The 23031-nt window shown below is 72.2% G+C and carries 21 protein-coding genes and 1 riboswitch; of the genes, 6 read left to right on the forward strand and 15 right to left on the reverse strand.

All coding sequences use genetic code 11. From position 1 onward, the window contains the following. Positions 1 to 9: 9 nt before the first annotated feature. Genes ACZ5CW_RS30765 through ACZ5CW_RS30775 form a run of 3 tightly spaced genes read right to left on the reverse strand, consistent with a single transcriptional unit; the run spans position 10 to position 2557 of the window. Positions 10 to 1317, reverse strand: a complete 1308-nt coding sequence (locus ACZ5CW_RS30765) for a bifunctional 3,4-dihydroxy-2-butanone-4-phosphate synthase/GTP cyclohydrolase II (RefSeq protein WP_468607095.1) — start codon at positions 1315 to 1317, stop codon at positions 10 to 12. Then, complete coding sequence (locus ACZ5CW_RS30770; protein WP_468607097.1) at positions 1314 to 1955, reverse strand: nicotinamide mononucleotide transporter family protein; 642 nt, start codon at positions 1953 to 1955, stop codon at positions 1314 to 1316. The genes ACZ5CW_RS30765 and ACZ5CW_RS30770 overlap by 4 nt, the downstream gene beginning before the upstream one ends. After that, a complete protein-coding gene (locus ACZ5CW_RS30775) occupies positions 1952 to 2557 on the reverse strand; it encodes a riboflavin synthase (protein ID WP_468607099.1) in 606 nt (201 codons plus the stop codon). The genes ACZ5CW_RS30770 and ACZ5CW_RS30775 overlap by 4 nt, the downstream gene beginning before the upstream one ends. A gap of 161 nt (positions 2558 to 2718) precedes the next feature. Next, positions 2719 to 2849, reverse strand: a riboswitch (FMN riboswitch). A 281-nt stretch (positions 2850 to 3130) separates the two neighbouring features. Here ACZ5CW_RS30775 and ACZ5CW_RS30780 point away from each other — a divergent pair. Together ACZ5CW_RS30780 and ACZ5CW_RS30785 are read left to right on the forward strand one after the other, a co-directional pair. Next, the gene (locus tag ACZ5CW_RS30780; protein ID WP_468607101.1) at positions 3131 to 4021 is read left to right on the forward strand and encodes an RNA polymerase sigma-70 factor; all 891 of its coding nucleotides are present in this window, start codon (positions 3131 to 3133) and stop codon (positions 4019 to 4021) included. 104 nt (positions 4022 to 4125) lie between these two features. Further along, positions 4126 to 4878 carry an SDR family oxidoreductase gene (locus ACZ5CW_RS30785; protein WP_468607103.1) on the forward strand — a complete coding sequence of 251 codons (753 nt, stop codon included), beginning with the start codon at positions 4126 to 4128 and terminating at the stop codon, positions 4876 to 4878. A 61-nt stretch (positions 4879 to 4939) separates the two neighbouring features. On the opposite strand, the gene ACZ5CW_RS30790 is transcribed toward ACZ5CW_RS30785, so the two are convergent. Both ACZ5CW_RS30790 and ACZ5CW_RS30795 read right to left on the reverse strand, forming a co-directional pair. Then, positions 4940 to 5629 (reverse strand): class I SAM-dependent methyltransferase, encoded by a 690-nt coding sequence (locus ACZ5CW_RS30790; protein ID WP_468607105.1) that lies wholly within the window; start codon positions 5627 to 5629, stop codon positions 4940 to 4942. Between the two features lie 143 nt (positions 5630 to 5772). After that, complete coding sequence (locus tag ACZ5CW_RS30795; RefSeq protein ID WP_468607107.1) at positions 5773 to 6984, reverse strand: ROK family transcriptional regulator; 1212 nt, start codon at positions 6982 to 6984, stop codon at positions 5773 to 5775. 165 nt (positions 6985 to 7149) lie between these two features. On the opposite strand from ACZ5CW_RS30795, the gene ACZ5CW_RS30800 reads away from it, so the two are divergent. After that, entirely contained in the window at positions 7150 to 8364 is a 1215-nt protein-coding gene (locus tag ACZ5CW_RS30800; protein ID WP_468607109.1) for an MFS transporter, read from the forward strand. Here ACZ5CW_RS30800 and ACZ5CW_RS30805 read toward each other — a convergent pair. Together ACZ5CW_RS30805 and ACZ5CW_RS30810 are read right to left on the reverse strand one after the other, a co-directional pair. Then, positions 8324 to 8782, reverse strand: a complete 459-nt coding sequence (locus tag ACZ5CW_RS30805; protein WP_468607111.1) for an acyl-CoA thioesterase — start codon at positions 8780 to 8782, stop codon at positions 8324 to 8326. The two genes, ACZ5CW_RS30800 and ACZ5CW_RS30805, sit on opposite strands and share 41 nt — an antisense overlap. Before the next feature lie 99 nt (positions 8783 to 8881). After that, positions 8882 to 10138, reverse strand: a complete 1257-nt coding sequence (locus ACZ5CW_RS30810; RefSeq protein WP_468607113.1) for an alginate lyase family protein — start codon at positions 10136 to 10138, stop codon at positions 8882 to 8884. Positions 10139 to 10269: 131 nt separating this feature from the next. Here ACZ5CW_RS30810 and ACZ5CW_RS30815 point away from each other — a divergent pair, with 131 nt between their 5' ends. Then, positions 10270 to 11661, forward strand: a complete 1392-nt coding sequence (locus ACZ5CW_RS30815; RefSeq protein WP_468607115.1) for a uracil-xanthine permease family protein — start codon at positions 10270 to 10272, stop codon at positions 11659 to 11661. Here the strand turns inward: ACZ5CW_RS30815 and ACZ5CW_RS30820 are convergent. Further along, positions 11628 to 12755, reverse strand: a complete 1128-nt coding sequence (locus ACZ5CW_RS30820) for a glycoside hydrolase family 6 protein (protein ID WP_468607251.1) — start codon at positions 12753 to 12755, stop codon at positions 11628 to 11630. The genes ACZ5CW_RS30815 and ACZ5CW_RS30820 overlap by 34 nt on opposite strands. A gap of 170 nt (positions 12756 to 12925) precedes the next feature. On the opposite strand from ACZ5CW_RS30820, the gene ACZ5CW_RS30825 reads away from it, so the two are divergent. Continuing rightward, entirely contained in the window at positions 12926 to 13612 is a 687-nt protein-coding gene (locus ACZ5CW_RS30825) for a DUF5995 family protein (protein ID WP_468607117.1), read from the forward strand. Positions 13613 to 13706: 94 nt separating this feature from the next. Then, positions 13707 to 14639 (forward strand): LLM class F420-dependent oxidoreductase, encoded by a 933-nt coding sequence (locus ACZ5CW_RS30830; RefSeq protein WP_468607119.1) that lies wholly within the window; start codon positions 13707 to 13709, stop codon positions 14637 to 14639. 35 nt (positions 14640 to 14674) lie between these two features. Here ACZ5CW_RS30830 and ACZ5CW_RS30835 read toward each other — a convergent pair whose 3' ends face one another. The 7 genes from ACZ5CW_RS30835 to ACZ5CW_RS30865 all read right to left on the reverse strand — a co-directional run bounded on the left by ACZ5CW_RS30835 (position 14675) and on the right by ACZ5CW_RS30865 (position 22948). Beyond that, positions 14675 to 16372, reverse strand: a complete 1698-nt coding sequence (locus ACZ5CW_RS30835; RefSeq protein ID WP_468607121.1) for a flavin monoamine oxidase family protein — start codon at positions 16370 to 16372, stop codon at positions 14675 to 14677. Positions 16373 to 16435: 63 nt separating this feature from the next. Next, on the reverse strand, positions 16436 to 17224 hold the full coding sequence (locus ACZ5CW_RS30840; protein ID WP_468607123.1) for a carbon-nitrogen hydrolase family protein: 789 nt from the start codon (positions 17222 to 17224) through the stop codon (positions 16436 to 16438). Positions 17225 to 17557: 333 nt separating this feature from the next. Beyond that, positions 17558 to 17938 carry a DUF742 domain-containing protein gene (locus ACZ5CW_RS30845; RefSeq protein ID WP_468607125.1) on the reverse strand — a complete coding sequence of 127 codons (381 nt, stop codon included), beginning with the start codon at positions 17936 to 17938 and terminating at the stop codon, positions 17558 to 17560. 7 nt (positions 17939 to 17945) lie between these two features. Continuing rightward, complete coding sequence (locus ACZ5CW_RS30850; RefSeq protein ID WP_468607127.1) at positions 17946 to 18383, reverse strand: roadblock/LC7 domain-containing protein; 438 nt, start codon at positions 18381 to 18383, stop codon at positions 17946 to 17948. Continuing rightward, positions 18373 to 20871: a sensor histidine kinase gene (locus ACZ5CW_RS30855; RefSeq protein ID WP_468607129.1), complete on the reverse strand. Its 2499-nt coding sequence runs from the start codon at positions 20869 to 20871 to the stop codon at positions 18373 to 18375. The genes ACZ5CW_RS30850 and ACZ5CW_RS30855 overlap by 11 nt, the downstream gene beginning before the upstream one ends. 109 nt (positions 20872 to 20980) lie before the next feature. Next, positions 20981 to 21433, reverse strand: coding sequence for an Lrp/AsnC family transcriptional regulator (locus tag ACZ5CW_RS30860; protein WP_067046378.1), 453 nt, complete (start codon positions 21431 to 21433; stop codon positions 20981 to 20983). A gap of 27 nt (positions 21434 to 21460) precedes the next feature. Beyond that, the gene (locus tag ACZ5CW_RS30865) at positions 21461 to 22948 is read right to left on the reverse strand and encodes an amino acid permease (protein ID WP_468607131.1); all 1488 of its coding nucleotides are present in this window, start codon (positions 22946 to 22948) and stop codon (positions 21461 to 21463) included. Between the last annotated feature and the right edge of the window lie 83 nt (positions 22949 to 23031).

Below are 23031 nucleotides of genomic sequence, written 5' to 3' on the forward strand. Positions count from 1 at the left end.
GCTTACTGCTTACTGGTTGCCACAGGTGGCCGTGGACGCGGCCGCCGTCGCGGCCTGCGTGTCCAGCCAGGGCAGGTCGTGCCCCATCCGGTCCCGCTTGGTGCGCAGGTACCGCAGATTGTGCTCGTCGGCCTGGACCGGCATCGGCACGCGGTCGGTGACCCGCAGGCCGTGCCGCAGCAGCGCGTCCGTCTTGTCGGGATTGTTGGTCATGAGCCGGACACTGCGGACGCCGAGGTCGGCGAGGATCCGCGCCCCGGCGCCGTAGTCGCGGGCGTCGGCGGGCAGGCCGAGTTCGAGGTTGGCGTCGAGGGTGTCGTGGCCCTGCTCCTGAAGCTGGTAGGCGCGCAGCTTGGACAGCAGGCCGATGCCACGCCCCTCGTGTCCGCGCAGGTAGACGACGATGCCCCGGCCCTCCTCCTGGATGCGCCGCAGGGCGGTGTCCAGCTGGGGACCGCAGTCGCAGCGCAGGGAGCCGAAGACGTCGCCGGTGAGGCATTCGGAGTGCATGCGGACCAGGACGTCCGCGCCGTCGCCGATCTCGCCGTGCACGAGGGCGACGTGCTCGACGCCGTCGACGGTGGACCGGTAGCCGTAGGCGGTGAAGGTGCCGTGGGCGGTGGGCAGGCGGGTCTCGGCCTCGCGGCGGACGGTGGGCTCGCTGCTCCGGCGGTAGGCGATCAGGTCCTCGATGGAGATGATCGTCAGGCCGTGCTTGCGGGCGAACGGGATCAGCTCGGGCAGCCGGAGCATCCGGCCGTCCTCGCCGGCGATCTCCACGATGGCGCCGGCCGGGCGCAGGCCCGCGAGCCGGGCGAGGTCGACGGCGGCCTCGGTGTGGCCGTTGCGGACGAGCACCCCGCCGGGCTTGGCGCGCAGCGGGAAGACGTGGCCGGGCCGGACGAAGTCCGTCGGCTCAGCCGTGCCGCTCGCGAGGAGCTGCAGCGTGGTCGCGCGGTCGGCGGCGGAGATGCCGGTGCTCACGCCGTGCGCGGCCGAGGCGTCCACCGAGACGGTGAACGCGGTCTGCATCGACTCGGTGTTGTCCTGGACCATCTGCGGCAGCCGGAGCCGGTCCAGCTCCTCGCCCTCCATGGGGGCGCAGATCAGGCCTCGGCACTCGCTCATCATGAACGCGATGATCTCGGGGGTCGCCTTCTCGGCGGCGATGACGAGGTCGCCCTCGTTCTCCCGGTCCTCGTCGTCGACGACCACGATGGGGCGGCCCGCCGCGATGTCGGCGATGGCCTGCTCGACGGGGTCGAGTCCGAAGCTCTCGATGGTGTCCGTGTGGTACCGCGGCGGTGCCGAGGTCATGCCGGCGCTCCTTCCAGGACGGGCTGCGGGCCCCTGCGGGAGCGCAGCCACCAGTCGCGCATGCCCCACAGGACGAGTGCGCCGTAGATGACGTAGACGAAGCCGGAGAAGGCGTAGCCGTTGGCGAAGTTGAGGGGCACGCCGACGAGGTCGACGAGCAGCCAGGCGAACCAGAACTCGACCATGCCCTTGGCCTGGGCGTACATGGCGACGATGGTGCCGACGAAGATGTAGGCGTCGGGCCAGGGGTCCCAGGACAGAGACGGATGGGCCTTGAAGAGCAGGGCCACCGCGACGGTGCCGGCGGCGGCCGCGCCGAGCATCACCGCACGCTCGCGCCAGGTGGCGAAGCGGGGGGTGATGTGGCCGTCCTCGGACCGGTCCTTGTTGCGCTGCCACTGCCACCAGCCGTACAGCGCGACGGCCATGACGACGGCCTGCTTGCCGGCGCTGCCGGTCAGGTGGCCGTAGAAGGCGGAGAAGAGGACGAGGCCGGACAGGAACTGCACGGGCCAGGTCAGCAGCGAACGGCGCCAGCCGAGGGCCAGGGTGATCAGGCCGAGGATGTTGCCGACCATGTCCGACCAGATGATGTGCTGGCCGAAGAGGGTGAACGCCTCGGAGTTCAGCCAGTTCACCGGCCGGCCCCCTGACCGGCCGCGAGCAGCCGCTCCACGTACTTGGCGATGACGTCGACCTCGAGGTTGACCGGGTCGCCGGGCTGCTTGTGGCCGAGCGTGGTCAGGGCGAGGGTGGTCGGGATGAGGCTGACGGTGAAGTGGTCCCGGCCGGCCTCGACGACGGTGAGGCTGATGCCGTCGACCGTGATGGAGCCCTTCTCCACGACGTAGCGGGCGAGGTCCGCGGGGAGCGAGACCTTGACGATCTCCCAGTTCTCGGACGGCTTGCGCTCCAGGACCTGTCCGGTGCCGTCGACGTGGCCCTGCACGATGTGCCCGCCCAGGCGCGCGCCCACGGCGGTGGGGCGCTCCAGGTTGACGCGGGAGCCGACGGCGAGCGCGCCCAGACTGGAACGGTTCAGCGTCTCGGCCATGACGTCGGCGGTGAACTCGTCGCCCTCGTGGTCGACCACGGTGAGACAGACCCCGTTCACGGCGATGGAGTCGCCGTGCTGCGCGCCCTCGGTCACCACGGGTCCGCGGAGCCGGAAACGGGAGGCGTCGCCGAGGTTCTCGACGGCGGTGACCTCACCCAGCTCTTCGACGATTCCGGTGAACACTTCCCGGGTCCTCCTGCCTCACTAGGGCACGGACTCCGGGGCCTGTCGATGACGACAGAATCTACGGATGAGCACACACCTCAGGCGTCGCCGAAAGGGACGCGTCCGCATGCGGACGAGTCCAGATACGGCGGCGCGCACACGTGACGCATGCCCGCCCGCCGCGCACTGCCTCCCATCCGGACTTTAACCGTCGGTCCAGGAATTCCACCTGGTCAACCGGCCGCTGGAAGCGACCGGGTCGCGGACTATAACCGCCGGTTCGGACTTTCACCGACCCCGGAGTGCGCTGCTTCTGGTACAGGGCCAGTGTGCCACGCCCGACGCTCACCCAGACAGGTGACGGGTGTGGGCTCGCTCACAGTGTGTACCGCCGGGCTTGCGCCGCGGAGCCGACCGCGTCAACTGGCGAGCGAGGAAAGAGCGTTGACCTTGATCCGGACCCATTGACCACGCTGGTCTAGTCCTTTTAGGGTGCGGGCGGGCCCGGCGGCGGTGACGACGGCCCTTGCCCGCCGCCGGGCCGCCAGGGGGCCCGGCACGCCGCCGACGGCCCTCTGGCAGGGTGAGCGCATGACGCTGCCGCCGCCCGCCGACGAGTTCGAGTCCCATCGTCCCCGGCTGTACGGCCTGGCCTATCGCCTGCTCGGCTCCGCACAGGAGGCGGAGGACGCCGTGCAGGACGCGTATCTGCGGTTCAGCGGCGCCGACCGCGCGGACATCGAGCACCTCGGCGCCTGGCTCGCCCGGACCGTCACCAACCTCTGCCTGAACCGGCTGACCTCGGCCCGGGCCCGGCGCGAGGAGTACGTCGGGCCCTGGCTGCCGGAGCCGGTGCTCACCTCCGACGGCACGCTGGGACCGCTGGAGTCGGCCGAGCGGCGGGACCAGGTCTCCCTCGCGATGCTGGTCCTGCTGGAGCGGCTGACGCCGACCGAGCGGGCGGTGTACGTGCTGCGCGAGGCGTTCGGCTACGGCCACCGGGAGATCGCGGACGTCCTGGACCTGAGCGAGGCGAACTGCCGTCAGCTGTACCGGCGGGCGGCAGCGCGGGTGGCCGCCCGCGAGGGGCGGTTCGATCCGGCCCCCGAGCGGCGGGAGGAGTTGGTCACGTCGTTCATCACGGCCGCCCGGGAGGGCGACCTGGCCGGTCTGGAGAAGCTGCTGGCGGCGGACGTGACCTGGTGGGGCGACGGCGGCGGCAAGGTCTCGGCGGCTCTGCGGCCGATCGAGGGCCGGGACAAGGTGCTGCGTTTCCTGGTGGGCGGCGCGCAGCGGTTCACGGGTGGCATGGACTTCACGGTGGTGGAGGTGAACGGGGCGAGCGCGCTGGCCGGATGGGCGGACGGCACGCTGCTGGGGGTCGTCGCCTTCGAGCTGCGGGACGGGCTGATCGCGCACATGCGGTGCGTGATGAACCCGGACAAGCTGGACTTCGTACGGCGGCAGCTGGCACGCCCGTGAGGGACGTCCGCCGGGGCTGTCACATTTCCGGGCGGCTGTCCGGTCTCAGCTGACGAAGGGCGCTCCGGCCGGGGCGCCCGGCGCTCGAAGGGACGGAGAACAGCATGACCACGATCCTGGTGACCGGCGGGACCGGAACGCTCGGCAGGCTCGTCACGGAGCGGCTGCGGGCGGACGGGCACGAGGCGCGGGTGCTCAGCCGGCACGCCCAGCCCTACGCCGTCGACCTGCGCGAGGGCGGTCCCGGGCTGGACGCGGCGCTGGCGGGCGTGGAGACGGTCGTGCACTGCGCGAGCAGTCCGCGGGGCGGGGACGAGCGGGCCGCGGACCAGCTGATCGCGGCGGCGCGGCGGGCCGGGGTCGGCCACCTCGTGTACATCTCCATCGTCGGCGTGGACCGGGTGCCGCTCGGCTACTACCGGAGCAAGCTCGCGGTGGAGCGGCGGATCGAGGAGTCGGGGCTCGGCTGGACCGTGCTGCGGGCGACGCAGTTCCACGACCTGCTGGTGACCCTGTTCCAGACACTGGCCAAGCCGCCGGTCGTGCTGCTCCCGGCGGGGGTACCGGACCAGCCGGTGGAGGTGTCCGAAGTCGCCGACCGGCTGGCCGAGTTGGCTCTCGCGGCACCGGCGGGGCGGGTGCCGGACATGGGCGGCCCGGAAGTACGGTCGTTCGATTCACTGGCCCGCGCCTGCCTGCGGGCGACGGGCCGGCGCCGGCCGCTGGTCGGCGTGCCCCTGTTCGGGAGCACGTACCGCGCCTTCCGCGCGGGCGGCCATCTGGCACCGCAACAGGCGGTGGGCAAGGTGACCTTCGAGGAGTACCTGGAGCGGCGGTTCGGGGGCGGGCGGGACTGAGCCGCCTGGGCGGCGCGCGGCCGGAGCCCGGCTCATCGCGGAGCCCGGCCGCGGACCGCCCTCAGATCCCTGCCTTCGGCCGGCAGGCCATGAAGTACTGCGAACTCAGCCACCAGGGCATCCGCCGCACCGGACTCAGCTGCTCGGTGTCGATGCTGAACCGCTCCCTCACCAGCTCCCGGAGTTCACGGAAGTCGAATCCCTTGTGCGTCGTGCGCGGATTGTCCGGCCGGCTCACCGGAATTCCGGCCATCGCTCTCAGAACTTCCGAAGGCGTGTATTCCGTCCTGAGTGAGCGGCTGCGAATCATCCAGTTCGACACCTTCGGCACGATCGCCAGACCGTACATGATCGGCACGGAAATCACGAGTGCGCCGTTCGGCCTGAGAATGCGTGACGCATCTTCCAGCAGAACATCGAGTTCTTTGTCGTAAAGGTGCTCGCACACCTCGAACGCCGTCATCACGTCCACGCTGTGCGGCGCGACGCCGTCCAGCGACTCCACGTACCGCACCTCGGGAAACGTGGACTCCATGTACGGATCGTGGCCGACGAGCGTGAGGTCGGGGCGCACCTCGCCCAGCGCATGCAAAAAGAGGCCCGGCCCCGCGCCGAAATCGACGACCGTGCCGCGCTGCGCGCACAGACCGGCGACGAGATCGACCGACATGGTCATGCGAGTGCGGTGGGCGAAACGTGCCAGCGGATTGCCGGACTTGACTGTTTGCTCTTCGTATGAGATTTCCCGCACCGAGAAGCTCCGTCACGTGAATGTTTTCGTGGTCAGGTGCTTGTCTCGACAAGAGACCGGCTGAGGAACCGTAGCAAGGAATTCGGGCCGCACGAAGAGCAACGCGCCGCGGAAATCCGAGGCCGGCCCGCCTGACGGCCCGCCTAACGTTCCGGCGGGGCGAAGAGTTCGTCCTGGGCCCGTTCCCGGGCCGTCAGCAGGGCTCCGCGCAGTACGGCGGTGCCGCCGAGGCTGCCGGCCCGCACCTCGGTGGGCAGCGGGGACATGCGGTGCAGCCGCTCCTCCACCAACCGCGCGAGCACCGCTCCCCCGGCCTGCCCCACCTCCCCGCCCAGCACCACGCACCCCGGATCCAGGACGGCGACCACGGAGGCGACCCCGACGGCGACGCGGTCGGCGAGGGCGTCGAGAAAGCGGGCGGCGGGGCTCGCGCCGCCGGACCCCGGCGCGGTGGACGCGGCGGCCACCGCGCGCCGGACCACCTCCGCGGCACCCGGCCCGTCCAACAACCGCTCCGCGGGCAGCCCGGTCTGCCGGGCCAGGGCGCCGATGGCCGCCGACCCGGTCAGCGAGTGGAAGCCGCCGTCGCAGTCGGTCGCCGAGGGCAGTGAGCTGGTTCCCGGGACCGGCAGGAAGCCGATCTCTCCCGTGCCGCCCGAGGCCCCGCGACGGAGCGTGCCGTCGAGGACGACGGCGGCGCCGACGCCGTGCCCGAGCCAGAGCAGGACGAAGGTGTCCCGGTCCCGGGCGACGCCCTCGCGCTGTTCGGCCAGGGCGGCCAGGTTGGTCTCGTTCTCCACGGTGACCCGGGCGCCGGGCAGCCGTTGCTGCAGGGCGGCGGCCAGGCTGCGGTGCCAGGCGGGCAGTCCGGCCGAGTCGCGCAGGTCGCCGGTGGCCGGGTCGATGAGCCCGGGGGCGCCGATACCGACGGTGTGCAGCCGCTCCGCCCCGGCCTCCTTCGCCGTCCGCTCCACCGCGGCCACCGCCTGCTCCACGGCCGGTCCGGTCCCGGCCTCGTCGCCGATCGGCACGGACGCCTCGGCGAGCACCCGTCCGACCAGGTCGGAGACCAGCACGAAGACGCCTTCGGTACGGACGTCGAGGGCGGCGAGGTGGGCGCGGTCGGCGACGATGCCGTACAGCCGGGCGTTCGGGCCGCGGCGCTGTTCGCCGGACTCGCCGACGACCGTGATCAGGCCGGAGGCCGTGAGCCGTTCGACGAGGTCGGCGACGCTCGGCCGGGACAGCCCCGTCAGCTGCTTCAACTGTCCTGCCGTCAGCGGGCCTTCCTGCTGCAACAGCCGCAGGGCCAGGCGGTCGTTGATGGCCCGGGCGGTACTGGGTGATGCGGGCATGACGGGAATCCTCCCAGATCGCTGCGACCGGACCGGCCGAGGACCGGGACGGCGCCGGGGGCACCCTGCGGCCGTAAAACCATCTATCTATCAGGCAGGGTCCCTGATAGTTTACGGCGCGAACCGCAGAGGCGTACCGGGAAACTCCTGGGGAGGGGCTGGAACATGAGTGACGTGGGCTATGCGCGCGACGAGGTGCGGCGCGCCCGGTACGCCGTGGCGGCCGTGTTCGCCGTGCACGGCGCCGTGACCGGCTCCTTCGCGACCCGCGTGCCGTGGGTCCAGGACCACGCCTCGCTCAGCGCGGGCCAGTTGGGGTTCGCGCTGGCCTTCACGGCGTTCGGCGCCTCGTGCGCGATGCCGCTGGCGGGCCGGATCAGTCACCGTTTCGGCAGTCGCGCGGCCCTGCGCGGGCTGCTCGCGCTGTGGACGCTGTCGCTGACCCTGCCGTCCCTCGCGCCGAACCTGTACACCCTGTGCCTGGCGATGTTCGCCTACGGCGCCACCTCCGGCATGGCCGACGTCGCGATGAACGCGCTGGGGGTCGAGATCGAGCGGAGCCTCGAGAAGTCGATCATGTCGGGTCTGCACGGCATGTGGAGCGCGGGGGCGCTCATCGGCTCGGCGGCAGGCACGCTCGCCGCGCACCTCGGTTCCGACGCCCGCCTGCACCACGCGTTCGCCGCCGCCACCCTCACCCTCCTCGGACTGCTGGCCTGCACCTGGGTGCTCGATGTGCAGCCCGCCGAGGACGAGGAGCCGCCCCCGCGCTTCGCCCTCCCGCCCCGCTCCGCGGTGCTGATCGGCGCGGTCGGCTTCTGCGCGGTGTTCGCCGAGGGCGCGAGTCTGGACTGGTCGGCGGTGTTCCTGCGGGACCGGCTGGACAGTTCGGCCGGTCTGGCGGCGGCCTCGACCACCGGGTTCATGCTGACGATGGCCGTGGCCCGGATCGCCGGGGACGCGGTGGTGAACCGATTCGGCGCGGTCCGCACGGTCCGGGCCGGCGGAGTCATGGCCGGGCTGGGCGGTGTGCTGATCGTCCTCGCCGGACATCCGGCCGTGGCGATGGGCGGGTTCGCGCTGATGGGTCTCGGCATCGCGGTGGTCGTACCGCTGTGCTTCGCGGCGGCCGGGCACGCCGGGCCCAACCCCAGTCAGGCCATCGCGGGCGTGGCGACCATCACCTACACCTCCGGGCTGATCGCGCCGAGCCTGATCGGCGGCGTGGCACAGGCGACCAGCCTGATGGTGTCGTTCTGTGTCGTGGCGGCGCTGGCGTGCGGGCTCGCGGTGTTCGCGGGGGTGCTGCGCACCGCCGAACGCGGCGGCCGCAAGGAGATCAGTCGGCCGGCCGCAGCAGTGCCCGACCCGCGGCCCTGAAGGCGTCGGTCCAGGGCGCGGGCCGCAGGGTCGTCGCGTCCAGCCGGACCAGCACCCGGGCGCCCTGCGCGTAGGTCTGCGTCCCGTCGGCCGAGCAGAAGCGGAAGCCGTAGGTCAGGCCCGTGGTGCCGAGCCGTTCCAGCCAGAGGTGGACGGCGTAGGTGCCGGGGCGGGTCACCGGCGCCTCGTAGCTGATCCGCAGTTCCTTGACCGCGTTGCAGGCGTCGCCGGCCGCCACCCAGTCGCCGTCGAAGCGGATGCCGTGCTCGTTCCACAGCTCGGTCCAGGCGCGCTCGACCATGAGCGGGTAGCGGGCGTTGTGGAGGAGCCCGAGCGCGTCGAGGTCGTCGAAGTGGACGGTGACGGGGATCAGCCGGCCGTGGGAGACAGCGGGTGCGGTCGGGGCTTCGGCGGTCACGGGCGGGGCTCCTGAACGGTGGGCGACGGGGCGGGCACACCCCCGGGCACACTCCATACTAAGCGACCGCTCAGGAGCCCCGGCGGGGAAGGCGGCTGGTCAGCCCGCTATCGAGTCCAGCTGCTCGGCGGCGGGCCGCAACGCCCACAGGTCTCCCCCGGGCGGCGCCTGGAGCCTCGGCACGGCCGCCCGTGCCGCCGCGTCCCCGGCGTCCGCGGCCGCGTGCACGACGTCACTCGCCGCGTAGCGGTGGAACTCCAGCTCCGGGTGCGGCCAGGCGGCGGCACCGGTCGCGGCCGGCAGGAGGTAGTCGACCGCCTTGAACAGGCTCTGCCCGTCCGGACCCCGATACCCCCAGAGGTCCACGCCCACGTGCCGGCCGATGGCCGCGAGCCGGGTGTAGGCGACCAGGTCGAAGGCCGAGTAGTGCCAGCTGCGGGTGCGGGCCAGTTCCTGCGGCTGGCCGCCGTCGGCCGCGATCTGCGGGTCGATCCGCCTGCCGCGCGCGTCCAGCACGGTCCGCCGGGCCAGGGCGGTGTCGCCCGTGGCGTAGGCGAGGGCGGCGAGCTGCATGTCGTAGAAGGTGCCGTGGTTGTTGGCGGCGGCGCCCTCCTGCCTGCCGAAGTCGCTGTTCTTCAGCCAGCCGAGGAAGTCGGAGTTCCACCTGCCCATGGCGGTCCGGTCCCGCGCGGTCCAGCCGGGTGCGCCGGTGGCGAGGATCGCCTGGGCGTCGAGGACGCTGGTGTACGACTGCGAGAAGTCGATGATGCCGATGGCCCGGCCGTCGTACCTGCAGGGGATGAACTGGGCGTGGTCCAGGTTCGGGTTCATCCGGGTGGCCGGGTCCAGGAACCAGGTGCGCAGGATCCGCCCGGCCTTGTCGGCGTAGTCCCGCCTGCCCGTGTAGTACCAGGCGAGCGAGAGGTCGTAGGCGGAGTCGAAGACCTTCTCGGCGTCCTGGCGGTCCGTCCCGCTGTCGACCTCCGGATTGCGCTCGCCGTCGCGCTGGACGTACGGGCAGCCCCAGGGGTTGTCGGCGGTGGGGCTGGTCGCGGGCCACCAGTAGGGCGCCTGGCTCAGGTAGTCGTGGACGTCGCCGCCGGGGGCGGGCTTCGGCTTGTCGACGACCGTCCAGGGACCCTGCTCCAGCCAGGCGTCGGCACGGGTGGTCAACTCCCCCAGCGCGCGCCGGAGTCGGGGGTCGTGGTCCAGGCGGGCCCGGGTCTGCTGGAGGCGGGCGCCGTCGAGGACGGCCGTCCGCGGGGCCCTGGGTGCCGCCTCGGCGGAGGGGACGAGCACGGCCGTGAAGGTCACCACCGCGGCCAGCAGCACGGCCGCCCGGGATCTTCCACTCATCAGGCACTCCGATCATCTCGTTCAGCTATATGAACAGAGTTCACGAATAGGACCGTGTGAGCGTAGAGCCGCCGGATACCCCTGACAATGGTTCGGACCGTCTTCACGTACAGAGAAAGCGAAACCCCACCATGGACCTCGGCGTGCGCTGGAAGCTGCACGGTGACGGGCGCACGCCCGCGCCCGGAGCGGTGGTACGCCCCGACGAACGGCTCTCCTGGCCCCGTACCGTGGGCCTCGGCGCCCAGCACGTGGTCGCGATGTTCGGCGCCTCCTTCGTGGCGCCCGTCCTCATGGGCCTGGACCCCAACCTGGCGATCATGATGTCGGGCGTCGCGACCGTGATCTTCCTGCTCGCCACCCGCGGCCGGGTGCCGAGCTACCTCGGCTGCTCGCTGTCGTTCGTCGGCGTGGCCGCGGTCATCCGCGCGCAGGGCGGCACGAGCGCGACCGTGACCGGCGCGGTCCTCGTCGTCGGTGCCGTGCTGTTCCTGGTGGGACTCGCGGTGCAGCGCTTCGGCGCCCGGATCATCCATGCCGCGATGCCGCCGATCGTCACCGGCGCGGTCGTCATGCTGATCGGCTTCAATCTGGCCCCGGTGACCGCGTCCACCTACTGGCCGCAGGACCAGTGGACCGCGCTGCTGGTCATGCTGTTCACGGGGCTGGCCGTGGTCTGTCTGCGCGGCTTCTGGTCCCGCATCGCGATCTTCCTCGGCCTGGTCTTCGGGTACGGCATCTCCTGGGCCTTCGACCGGATCTTCGGCAAGATCCACTCCATGAGCCCGAGCGGCCAGGTCACCGACCACTGGCGCCTCGACCTCTCCGGCGTGTCCAAGGCCGACTGGATCGGCCTGCCCTCCTTCCACGGGCCGTCCTTCCAGTGGTCGGCGATCCTCGTCGCGCTGCCCGTCGTGATCGCGCTGGTCGCGGAGAACGCCGGCCACGTCAAGGCGGTCGGCGAGATGACCGGCGACCCGCTGGACGACCAGCTCGGTACGGCGATCTCGGCGGACGGCGTCGGCTCGATGCTGTCGACCGCGGTGGGCGGCCCGCCCAACACCACCTACTCCGAGAACATCGGCGTGATGGCCGCGACCCGCGTCTACTCCACCGCCGCCTACTGGGCCGCCGCCGGCTTCGCCCTGCTCTTCGGCATCTGCCCGAAGTTCGGCGCGGTCGTGGCCGCGATCCCGGGCGGCGTCCTCGGCGGCATCACCGTGATCCTCTACGGCATGATCGGCCTGCTCGGCGCCCAGATCTGGATCAACGCCAAGGTGGACCTGCGCAACCCGCTGAACCTGGTGCCGGCCGCCGCGGGCATCATCATCGGCGTCGGCAACGTCACCATGAAGTTCACCGAGACCTTCTCGCTCAGCGGCATCGCCCTCGGCACCCTGGTCGTCATCACCGGCTACCACGCGCTGCGCGCCTTCGCCCCGGCCCACCTGAAGAAGCAGGAGCCGCTGCTGGACGAGGGCACGTCCAGCTACGACGCGGGGACTCCGCGCGCCAAGTCGTAGGCGTAGGCGGGGGTGAACGTCCCGGCCGGGCCCTTGCAGCCGTCGGACTCCCCCGGCAGCTTGACCCACAGGTAGGCGTCGATCCGCGCCTCGCCGGTGGCCAGGGTCGGCGCCCGGCCGATCCTCCGGCCGGCCGGGTCGCACCACCGGCCGTCCGGCGGGGCGCCGTTGCCGTTGCGGCTGGTGTCGATCACCGCGCCGAGGCCCGGCGGCCCGCCGAGGGCGTCGAGGACCTGACGGTCGTATGCGATCTCGTCGGTCGTGGTGCGGAAGTTGGACACGTTGCTGAAGATGCCGTCGAAGGACGCGGCGCCCGCCTCCCTCAGCAGAGCCGCCTGCCGGTCGGGCGGATTCCAGCCGGAGTGGCCCGCGTCGAAGTAGACCCGCGTCTTCGGGTTCGCGGCCCGCAGGACCCGGCCGGCGCGGGCGAGCGAGGCGAACCGGGCTGCGCGGTCGGCCTCCGCGAGGCAGTCCGACTGCGCGATCGAGTCCGGCTCCAGGATCACGATCACCTCGCCCGAGCCCAGTCCCCGGGCGAAGGCGTCGACCCAGGCGTCGTAGGCGGCGAGATCGCGGGCGCCTCCCCGGGAGGCGCCGCCGCAGTCGCGGTCCGGGATCACGTACGGCACGAGCACCGGGACCCGGCCCCGCACCGCCGCGCCCGCGGTGACCGCGCGCACCCGGCCGGCGACGGTGTCCGTGCCGGGGTCGGTGAACCACACCGCGGCCGGCCGCCCGGCGATCCGGGACGCGATGACGGCGGTGCGCGGGTCGTCGGGATGGGCCCGGACCCAGCCCTGGGCCTGGGAGACGGGGTGGCGGTAAAGGAGCGGGGACACCGGGGCGGACCGCCGCCCCCTCCCGGTGCGGGCCGGAACGGGGGTCTTCGTCACCGGCTTCGAGGGCGGCGGCGTCCCCGTGGCCGGCGCGCTCGTGACCGGCGGCGCACTCGGGACCGGGGAGGGCGGGAGCGCCGGAGCCGGGGCGTGCCTCACCTCGGGCCGGGCGGGGCGGGAGCCGTGGCCGTCGCCGAGCGCCGAGAGCACCCCGGTGACGGCGCCGATCCCGGTCACGACCGAGGCCGCCACGACCATCAGCGCCCGCCGTACGGCACGCCTGCGCGCGGCCCGCCGCTCGGCCAGGCGCCGGGCACGTAAGCCTGACACCGTCCTGCCCCCCCTCGCGTCCGCCGGCGTTCCCCCGTTCCGGCGAAGCACCGGGCCGGTCGGCACGCCGGTCAGCCTAGGGCTGGGACCCTTCCCCCATGGCCCGGTCGGAACACTTCACCACTCCCGTCGACGCGGTCGTCTCCCGGATGCGGACGCTGGACGCAGCACTGCCCGAACGGGACGGGGTCGCCGTGTTCAACCGCGTCTACCTCGCCGTCACCGAGGAGATCGACCGGCGCCTGGACAGCGGCGGGTTCACCGACCCGCGAGCGGCGATCACGCTGGACGTACGGTTCGCCGAGCGGTACCTGGCGGCGGTCGACGCGGCGACCGCGGACCGCCGTCCGCCCGCCTGCTGGCGGCCGCTGTTCCAGCTGCGCCGCCATCCCGGCGTACGGCCACTGCAGTTCGCGCTGGCGGGCATCAACGCGCACATCGGACACGATCTGGCGCTCGCCGTGGTGGACACCTGTCGTACGCTCGGCTGCGATCCGGCCGAACTCGAGGACGAGTTCGATCGCGTGGGCGACCTCCTCGTCTCGCTGGAGGAGCGCATCCGCGAGGATCTGATGCCGGGCCCCGACCTGCTCCAGATCGCCGACCCGCTCACCCATCTGCTGGGCTCCTGGAGCCTGGAGCGGGCCCGGGACGCGACCTGGGCGGCGGCCCGGGCCCTGTGGACCCTGCGCCGGTTCGAGGACGTGGCCGAGGAGTTCACCGAGCGGCTGGACGCGGCGGTGGGCTTCGCCGGCCGGATGCTGCTGACGCCCCTGGCCTGCTGACATGGCCTGATCTCTGCGCTCGGCGCGCCCTTCGGAAACCGCGGATGATCGCGGGACGTTGCCGCCGCGTACCCGATTGCTAAGGAGCAGCCGTATGGCGACCAGGCTCGGTCTCGGTCTTCCCCAGATGCAGCAGTACGCCCTCGGCAGGGACGTGCCCGACGTGGCGCGCGCCGCCGAACGGATCGGCTACGAGAGCGTGTGGGTCTTCGAGCGGGCCCTGTTCCCCGAGCCGGCCACGCAGGACCTGTACGGCATCGAGGGCATGGCCTGGCCCGACCAGTACCGGAACACGGCGGACCCGCTGGTCACGCTCACGCTGGCGGCGGCGGCCACGGAGCGGGTCCGGCTGGGCACCAGTGTCCTGGTGGCGCCGCTGCACGTGCCGTTCCAGCTGGCCAAGGCCCTGGCCTCACTGGACGCGGCGAGCGGCGGCCGGGTGATCGCGGGCTTCGGCACGGGCTGGTCCCTGGACGAGTACGCGGCTTCGGGCGTCCGGCCCTTCGAGGAGCGCGGCGCGGTGCTGGACGAGGTCATCGAGGTGTGCCGGAAGGTGTGGGGGCCGGATCCGGTCGTCCACGACGGACCCCTCACCAAGATCTCTCCGGCGGTCGTGGGGCCCAAGCCGGCCCGGCCGATTCCGATCATGCTCGCCGCGGGCAACAGGCGGGCCTGGCGGCGGCTCGTGGACCACGCCGACGGGTGGCTGCCGGTGAACATCGGAGAACCGGAGGCGATCGCAGCCCACTGGCGCCAGTTGCGGGAACTGGCGCAGGAGCGGGGCCGCGTGGAGCCGATCCGCACGGTCCTGCGGGTGAACAGCTTCCGCCTGCCCAGGGCGCACGAGGGCGTCGGCCGGCGGCTCTTCCAGGCGCGTGTGGACCAGACCATCGAGGATCTGGTCGCGCACGCGCAGATCGGCTTCGAGGAGATCATGGTGGACCTCCAGAGCCTCGCGCGGGACGCGGAGGAACTGAAGGACATCGCCGCCGAGGTGTTGGAGAAGGCGCGGGCGGCCGGAGTCTGAGGCCGGCCGCCCGCGCCCTGGTTCTCGGCTCCCGGTCAGTCCTCGGGAAGCTCCACGGGCGCGATCTCGTCGTAGACGTCACCCGGGCCCGGGTTGACCGCGTCGGTCTCGCCACCGAAGTGGCGCATGACCCCCCAGACCGCGTTCAGCGCGGTCTGGACGGCGCCCTCGGCCCAGCCGGCCGTCCAGGAGATGTCGTCGCCGGCGAGGAAGATGCCCCGCTTGTCCTCGGGCAGCCGGTCCTGCATGAAGTGCGTGAACAGGCGCCGCTGGTAGCGGTAGTGACCCGGCAGGTTGGCCTTGAACGCGCCCATGAAGTAGGGCTCGTTCTCCCAGGAGACGGTCACCGGGTTGCCGATGATGTGCTTCCTGATGTCGACCTTCGGGTAGATCTCGCCGAGCGACTTCAGCATGACCTCCATCCGCTCGTTCGCGGACAGCGGCAGCCACTTCAGGCTGTCGTCGCACCAGGTGTAGGACAGGCAGATCACGGCGGGCTTGTCCGGCCCCTCGTCCAGCAGGTAGGTGCCGCGGGTCATGCGGTCCGTCAGCGTCATCGACATGACGTCCCGGCCGGTCTCCTCGTCCTTGTCCAGCCAGAAGGGCCGGTCCACGGGTACGAAGAGCTTCGAGGACTCCATGTAGTGGGTGCGCTCGATCGCGGTCCAGTGGTCGATCGGGAAGAGCGAGTCGTCGCAGGCGATCTTGGACAGCAGCATCCACGACTGGGCGGTGAAGATCGCCGCCTTGTAGGTGCGGATGTCGCCGTTCGCGTCGGTCACGGTGATCTGGTTGCCCGCGGTGCGGTGCAGCCGGGTCACGGCCGGCCGGGGCTCGCCGTCGACGTGCAGGGTCTTCAGCGAGGTGCCGTAGGGCCAGTGGACGATCTTCTCCGGCTCGCGCTCCCACAGGCGCAGCGGCAGCTGCTGGGAGCCGCCGACGATGCCGCGGTGGTGGTCGTCGGCCTCGGTGTAGACGACGCGCAGGATCTCCAGGATGGAGTTCGGGAAGTCGGTGTCCCAGCCGCCGGTGCCGAAGCCGACCTGGCCGAAGATCTCGCGGTGCCGGAAGGACCTGAAGGCCTCGGAGTCGCAGAGGAAGCCGTAGAAGGTCTGGTTGTCCAGCTTCTCGACCAGCTTCGCCCAGATCTCGCGGATGCGCGGGACGTCCCGTTCGCGCATGGCGCGGTTCATGTCGGAGAAGTCGGCGCCCTCCTCCAGGCACTTGTTCCAGGCGTCGGCGACGTCCCGGTACACCTGGGGCAGGTCGTCGATCGTCTCGGCGTAGTGCGACTCGCCCTTGAGGTCGACGACGGTCGAGGGCGTCGCCTCGGCCAGCGGGTTGGGGAAGGAGCGGGTCTCGAGTCCCACCAGGTCGATGTAGTGCTGGAGGGCGGTGGAGGACGGCGGGAAGCGCATCGCGCCCATCTCGGCGGTCAGCGAATCGTCGCAGCCCTCGAAGCCGACCGTGCGCAGCCGGCCGCCGATCTGGTCGGCCTCGTAGACGACGGGCTTGAGGCCCATCTTCATCAGCTCGTAGGCGGCCACGATGCCGGACAGACCGCCGCCGATGACCGCGACCTCGGTGCCGTGCTCGGTCGCGGGGATCTGACCGAGGCCCGCCGGGTGCGCGAGGAAGTCGTCGTAGGCGTAGGGGAAGTCCGGGCCGAACATGGTGATCGGCGGCTGCTGCTCGTCGGTGTGCTCGACGGCGTTGGGCACCGTGGACGTCATGGGGTACGGACTCCTTGCGCGAGGTGAAACAGGGGGGAGGCTTTTTCCGGGGCCTACGGCGGCTCAGGCCAGGGACCCGTACAGACCGGGGCGGCGGTCCTCCAGGTACGGGTTGGCCTCGCGGGAGGCCGCCAGGAAGGCGGGGTCGGCGTCGGCGATCACGAGCTGTTCGGCGCGGCCGGCGCGGGTGCGGGCGACGCCGTCGGGACCGGCCAGGACGGAGAGGCCGATGAACTCGAACTCGCCTTCCTGCCCGACCCGGTTGACGTAGGCGACGTACATCTGGTTCTCGAAGGCGCGCACCGGGATCATCGACTCGGCGACGAACTGGAAGGGGTGCATCTGCGCGGTCGGCACGACGAGGAGGTCGGTGCCGGCCAGGGCGTGGGCGCGGACGTTCTCCGGGAACTCGACGTCGTAGCAGATCATCAGGCCCACGGTTTGGCCGTTCAGCTCGGCCTGGACGACCGGCTGCTCGCCCGGCGTGAAGTGGTCGCGCTCGAAGCAGCCGAAGAGGTGGGTCTTGCGGTAGTTCGCGAGCCGGGTGCCGTCGGCGGAGATCAGCTGGGCGGAGTTGTAGACGGTCTCGCCGTCGCGCTCCGGGTAGCCGTAGGCGATCGCGACGCCGTGCCGGGTGGCGGTGTCGGCGATCGCGTCGGCGGAGTCACCGTCGGCGGGCTCGGCGAGGCGGGCGATGCCGTCGCCGATCGCGTACCCGGTCAGGAACATCTCCGGGGCGGCCAGCAGCGCGGCGCCCGCGGCGGCGGCACGGCCCGCGGCCTCGTCGAGGACCTTGAGGTTCTCGGCGACGGAGCCGGGGCGGCCGGAGCTCTGGAGCAGGGCGGTGCGCATGCGTGATCCTCACCGGAACGGGGGTTTTGGGGGGCCAGAAAGAAGGTACGGTCGGCGCGCTCGGCCGGACAAGAAGGACCCGTTGCGCGCCGGTGCGCGGATCGTTGCGTGCGGGGGGCTCCGGACGGCGATTCGTTGCGCGCACCCGAAAGCGGTGCCCGTCCCTCCGGGGCGCGGGTGGGACGGGTGGGTTTCCGGACCTTCCGCAGCAACCTGTCCCACCTGCTCCTCGGGGGCGCTGCGGGGAGGTCGTGGGGGTCACGGCTGATGGGCGCCGGGAGGAGGTCGTGGGGTGGTTACGGCTGATGCAGGCGCCTCCGGTACCGGAGAGGCCTAGATCAGCCGTAGCCGCTCCACGATCTCCCGTAGCAGCCCCGGGTCGGCGGCCGGGCCGCCGGGCATCAGCCGGCGGGGCTCGTCGATGCGGATCAGACGTGCCTCGGCCAGGTCGCCGAGGAGGACACGGACGACGGTCAGCGGCAGGTCGGCGTCCGCGGCCAGCTCCACCACGGGGCGGGGGCCGCGCCGGATCAGGTCGAGCAGCGTGGCACGGGCGTGGTCGACGGCGGGCCCCGGCCCGTCGGCGTCCACCGCGGTGACCTGGGACATCAGGTCGATGGTCTGCCGTCCCTCGGGCCGGGTGCGGCCCCGGGTCACCGTGTACGGGCGCACCATCGACCCCGTCTCGTCCTCGTACCAGTGCTCGTCGCTCACCGCGGCATCAGGGGGCCGAGCGGGCGGCGGCGTCGAGGTGGCGGCCGAGTCGGCGGACGAGCAGGGCCATCTCGTGGGCGAGCTGGCCGACGTCGGTACGGGCCTCGCTGAGCACGGCGAGCCGGCTGCCGTGTCCCGCCGGGGTGATGAAGAGGTAGGCGTCGTCCAGCATCACCATGGTCTGCCGTACCTGCCCCGCCTCGAACCGCTCCCCCGCCGACCTGGCCAGACCGTGGAAGCCGGAGCAGACGGCGGCCAGGTGCTCGATGTCCCGCCGGCGCATGCCGGCCGAGCTGCTGAGCGGCAGGCCGTCGGCGGTGAGCAGCACGGCCTGGCGGACGTGGTCGGTACGCGCCACCAGGTCGTCCAGCAGCCAGCCGAGATCCGTACCGGGCGCGCCGGCGAGCGCGTCGTCCCGCTCGGGGTTCTGGTCATCACCGGGCATCGTCGGTGTCGGTCCTTTCGTCGGCGTGGGTGATCGTGCGGTCGGTGGGGGCGGCCGCGTCGTCGGTGCGGGTGGCCGCTTCGACGGTGCGGGTGGCCGCGTCATCGGTGCGGGTGGCCGCTTCGACGGTGCGGGTGGCCGCGTCATCGGCACCGGTGGCCGCCGGCAGGCCCTTGCGGCCGCGGTCCAGGCCGCGCTGGAAGGCGCCGAAGATCGCGCGCATCTCCTCGGCGTCGACCTCGCGTTCGGGCGTGGTCCCGGGCGGTGCCGGTTCGTCACGCAGTTCCCGGGCGAGGGAGGCCTGACGGGTCCGGGTGGGCAGGGCGGGGGCGGTCGCGGGCAGTTTTCCGGGGGGCCGGTGACCCAGGGGCGACTGCCGCGCGGGGTCCTGATCCGCGGAAACGGCACCGGTCCGCTTCCTCGACGGCAACTCCCGCAACGCGACGGCCCCTTCGACGGGCCGCGGCCCCGGTGCCTCGGACGCTTCCCGTACGCCGGCCGCCGCCGGCGGTGCGCCCCTCCCCGGCTCCGGTGCACCGCTCCCCTCGTGCCGTACCCCCTGCGGTGCCCCCGCCGGCTCTGCCACCGCCAGCACGCTCTCCGGCAGCAGTACCACCGCCGTCGTGCCGCCGTAGGGCGAGTCGCGCAGGGTCACCTCGATGCCGTGGCGGGCGGCGAGGCGGCCGACGACGTACAGGCCGAGCCGGTCGTGGCGGGTCGGGTCGAAGGCGTCGGGGTCGGTGAGCGTGCGGTGGGCCTCCGCCCGCTGGCCGGCGTCGAGGCCCAGGCCCCGGTCGTCGATCTCCAGGACGAATCCGCTGCCGACCCACCCGGTGCGCAGGGTGACCTGGGTGTGCGGCGGCGAGAACACGGTCGCGTTCTCGAGCAGTTCGGCGACGAGGTGGACGACGTCGGCGACCGCGTCCGCCGCCACGCCCGCCTCCCGCATCGGCGGCACCACCACGCGCGCGTAGTCCTCGATCTCGCCGACGGCGGAGGCCACGACGTCCGCGACGGGCACCGGCCGGCGCCAGCGGCGGCCGGGCGTGGCCCCGGAGAGGATGATCAGGCTCTCCGCGTGCCGGCGCATGCGCGTGGTCAGGTGGTCGATGCGGAACAGCTCGCGCAGGACGTCCGGATCCTCGGTACGCCGTTCCAGCGTGTCGACGAGTTTCAACTGCCGGTGCACCAGCGCCTGGTTGCGCCGGGCGATGTTGAGCAGCACCGCGAACAGGCCCCGGCGCAGGGTGGCCTGCTTGACGGCGGCCTCCATGGCGGCGAGGCGCGCGGTGTTGAAGGACCGGCCGACCTGCCCGATCTCGTCGTCGCGCACCTCGTCGGCGGCGAGCGGAGGCGCCTCGGTGACCGCGTCGACCTCCTCACCGGCACTCAACCGGCGCATGACGTCGGGCAGCTGACGCTGTGTCAGCACATCGGCCGCGTCCCGCAGGGTCTCCAGACGGCGCGAGACGCGCCGGGCGCCGCGTACGGCGAACCACAGCGACAGGGCCGCGGCGGCCAGCCCGGCCGCTCCGACGACGGCCGCCTTCGTCAGCTCCCGGTAGGCGAAGGCCCGCCCGCGCGCGGCGGAGTTCTCGGCGGACTCGGTGCACAGCCGCATGTACCGCTTGACGGCCCGGTCGGTGGTCGAGCGCCAGGTGTCGGCGGCGACGGCCCGCCCGGCCCCGGCGGCGCCGGCCCGCAGCAGCGCGTCCTCGCCCCGCACCAGCGAGCGGTGCAGGTCGTCCTGCCGGAAGCGCTCGAACAGGGCCCGCGAGTCGGCGGGCAGGTCCGGTACGTACGTCCGCTCGAAGACGCGCCGGTCCTCGACGGTCGCGGTCAGGCTGTCGTACTGCCGGTCGGTGAGCGTGCCGGCCGCCCGGGCGCCCGCGACGAGGGCGTCCTCCCGGGACACGAACTCCCGCACCCGGACCAGCTCGGTGACGACCTGCGCCTCACGGGCGAGCTGTCCGGCCTGCAGGGCGGTGAGCGTGGACTGCACGTCGAAGCCGGGCTCCACGAGCGCGCTGTACTCGTCGACGGCCCGGTCCCAGCTGATGTCCCGGGAGAGCACGCGCTCGCGCAGTCCCTCCAGCCGGCCGGTGGCCGTGACCATGGTCTCCAGGGCCTGCCGCTGCCGCTCGGTGAGCCGGTCGCGGTCACCGCCCCGGATCGCCTGCCGCATGGCGTCGACGGCCCGGTCGGTACGGCGCTGCTGCCCGAGCAACTGCCCGGCGGTGCCGGTGTCGAGGCGGGCGCCCAGGTAGGCGGCGGACATCCGGCGCTCGATCTGGATCTGCCCGATCGCGGTGTCCACGGGGGTGCCGAAGTCCTCGTACACCCCCTGGAGCCGGATCAGCGCCCGCAGTTCGGCGGTGACGGACACCATGGCGAAGCTCCACAGGGCCAGCAGGGCCAGGGCCGGTGCGAGCGCGAGCGCCACGATCCGCGAACGGACGGTGGTGGGACGGCCGAGGGGCCAGCGCATGAGGTACCTGCCGGTGTTACCAGTCAGTAGAAAGTGCGGCACAACCTACGGGATGGACACCGGCGCCGCAATGGTGACCTGCGGTAACCCTGGGTCACGCGCCTGCTGCCTAGCCCGGCGCCCCGGACGAGAACCGGCGCAGCAGCGGTGAGAGGACCAGCACCGACTTGGTGCGTTCCACGAACGGCTCGCCGGCGATGCGCTCCAGCACGCGCTCGAAGTGGCGCATGTCGGAGGCGAAGACCTGGGCGATCGCGTCCGCGTCGCCGGTGACGGTCGACGCGGCCACGACCTCCTGGTAGCGCTCCAGACCTCGCTGGATGGTCTCCGGCGAGGTGTTGCGCCGGCAGTGGATCTCGATGAACCCCTCGGTCTCCCAGCCGAGCGCCGCCGGGTCGACCCGGACGGTGAATCCGGTGATGGCTCCGGTGGCGCGCAGCCTGTCCACGCGCCGCTTCACGGCGGGCGCGGACAGGCCGACCAGTTGCCCGATGTCCGCGTAGGAGCGGCGGGCGTCCTCGGCGAGGGCGTGCACGATGCGTTCGTCGAGATCGTTCAGCACAGGGGGTGGTTCACTTCTTCGGTTCGGTCACTTCTCTGCCGCCACCGCGAGAGCCTCATCGGTCGCGAGACGGGAACGGCGATAGCCGTATACGAAGTAGAACACGAGCCCCACGGCCATCCAGCATCCGAAGACGACCCAGGTGATGGTGTCGAGGCTGAACATGTTGTAGGCACAGAACAGGAAGCCCAGCACCGGCAGGACCGGGCCGAACGGCACCTTGAACGTGCGCTCCAGCTCCGGGCGCTTGTACCGCAGCACGATCACCGCGACGTTGACCAGACCGAAGGCGAACAGCGTGCCGATGCTGGTGGCGTCGACGAGCTTGCCCAGCGGTATGAGGGCGGCGAGCACGCCGCAGAAGAGGGACACGATCACCGTGTTGAGACGGGGAGCGCCGGTCTTCGGGTGGATCTTGCCGAGCGACTTCGGCACCAGGCCGTCACGGGACATCGCGAAGAGGATGCGGGTCTGGCCGTAGAGCACGGTGAGCACCACGCTGGCGATGGAGATGACCGCGCCCAGCGCGAGCAGGGTGCCCCAGAAGGTCTGGCCGCTGACGTCGTTCATGATCGCGGCGAGGGTCGCCTCCGAACCGTCGAACTTCTTCCAGTTCCAGGCGCCGACGGCGACACCCGCGACGAGCACGTACAGCGCGGTCACGATGATCAGCGACAGCATGATCGCCCGCGGCAGGTCCCGCTTCGGGTTCTTCGCCTCCTCACCGGCGGTGGAGGCGGCGTCGAAGCCGATGTACGAGAAGAACAGCGTGGCACCGGCGGCGCTGACGCCCGTCATGCCGAGCGGCATGAAGTCGGCGTAGTTGCCGGACTTGAAGCCCATGAAGCCGACCGCGCAGAACAGCACGAGGGCGGCGATCTTCACGCAGACCATGATCGTGTTGGCGCGGGCGGACTCACGCGCGCCGCCCAGCAGGAACACCATCGCCAGCAGGACGACGATCAGGGCGGGCAGGTTGATGATGCCGCCCTCGCCCGGGGCCGAGGACAGGGCGCTCGGGATGGTGACACCGATGGTGCCGTCGAGCAGCTCGTTGAGGTACTCGCCCCAGCCGACGGCGACGGCGGCCACCGACACGCCGTACTCCAGGACGAGACACCAGCCGCAGACCCAGGCGACCAGCTCGCCCAGCGTTGCGTACGCATACGAGTAGGAGGAGCCGGCGACCGGGATGCTGCCCGCCAGCTCGGCGTACGACAGGGCCGAGAAGAGAGCCGTGAGGCCGGCGATCACGAAGGCCAGGGTGACCGCGGGGCCGGCCTCCGGAACGGCGTCGCCGAGGACGACGAAGATGCCGGTGCCGAGGGTGGCACCGATGCTGATCATGGTCAGCTGCCACAGCCCGAGGGACCGCCTCAGCGACCCTCCCTCACCCTGGCCGCCCTCCGCGACCAGGTGTTCCACGGGCTTGCGACGCATGAGGCGCGCGGCGACGCCCGGGGACGCGGGGGCGGCCGTTCTCTGGTTCTGCGGGGGTGCGCCATGGTCGAGCACGCGCTGGCTCCTTATCGCTGCCGGTCATTTGCGGGCGGGGACCGGCGGCACTGCCCAGGGCAGGAACCCGCCGAGCGGAGTCC

This window comes from Streptomyces sp. NPDC031379 (assembly GCF_055569615.1).

What these genes read in the sequence shown, in the direction of transcription:
- ACZ5CW_RS30765 (WP_468607095.1), bottom strand. Translation starts at nt 1,317, where the DNA reads ATGACCTCGGCACCGCCGCGGTACCACACGGACACCATCGAGAGCTTC.
- ACZ5CW_RS30780 (WP_468607101.1), top strand. Translation starts at nt 3,131, where the DNA reads ATGACGCTGCCGCCGCCCGCCGACGAGTTCGAGTCCCATCGTCCCCGG.
- ACZ5CW_RS30785 (WP_468607103.1), top strand. Translation starts at nt 4,126, where the DNA reads ATGACCACGATCCTGGTGACCGGCGGGACCGGAACGCTCGGCAGGCTC.
- ACZ5CW_RS30795 (WP_468607107.1), bottom strand. Translation starts at nt 6,984, where the DNA reads ATGCCCGCATCACCCAGTACCGCCCGGGCCATCAACGACCGCCTGGCC.
- ACZ5CW_RS30800 (WP_468607109.1), top strand. Translation starts at nt 7,150, where the DNA reads ATGAGTGACGTGGGCTATGCGCGCGACGAGGTGCGGCGCGCCCGGTAC.
- ACZ5CW_RS30810 (WP_468607113.1), bottom strand. Translation starts at nt 10,138, where the DNA reads ATGAGTGGAAGATCCCGGGCGGCCGTGCTGCTGGCCGCGGTGGTGACC.
- ACZ5CW_RS30815 (WP_468607115.1), top strand. Translation starts at nt 10,270, where the DNA reads ATGGACCTCGGCGTGCGCTGGAAGCTGCACGGTGACGGGCGCACGCCC.
- ACZ5CW_RS30820 (WP_468607251.1), bottom strand. Translation starts at nt 12,755, where the DNA reads ATGGTCGTGGCGGCCTCGGTCGTGACCGGGATCGGCGCCGTCACCGGG.
- ACZ5CW_RS30825 (WP_468607117.1), top strand. Translation starts at nt 12,926, where the DNA reads ATGGCCCGGTCGGAACACTTCACCACTCCCGTCGACGCGGTCGTCTCC.
- ACZ5CW_RS30830 (WP_468607119.1), top strand. Translation starts at nt 13,707, where the DNA reads ATGGCGACCAGGCTCGGTCTCGGTCTTCCCCAGATGCAGCAGTACGCC.
- ACZ5CW_RS30835 (WP_468607121.1), bottom strand. Translation starts at nt 16,372, where the DNA reads ATGACGTCCACGGTGCCCAACGCCGTCGAGCACACCGACGAGCAGCAG.
- ACZ5CW_RS30840 (WP_468607123.1), bottom strand. Translation starts at nt 17,224, where the DNA reads ATGCGCACCGCCCTGCTCCAGAGCTCCGGCCGCCCCGGCTCCGTCGCC.
- ACZ5CW_RS30850 (WP_468607127.1), bottom strand. Translation starts at nt 18,383, where the DNA reads ATGCCCGGTGATGACCAGAACCCCGAGCGGGACGACGCGCTCGCCGGC.
- ACZ5CW_RS30855 (WP_468607129.1), bottom strand. Translation starts at nt 20,871, where the DNA reads ATGCGCTGGCCCCTCGGCCGTCCCACCACCGTCCGTTCGCGGATCGTG.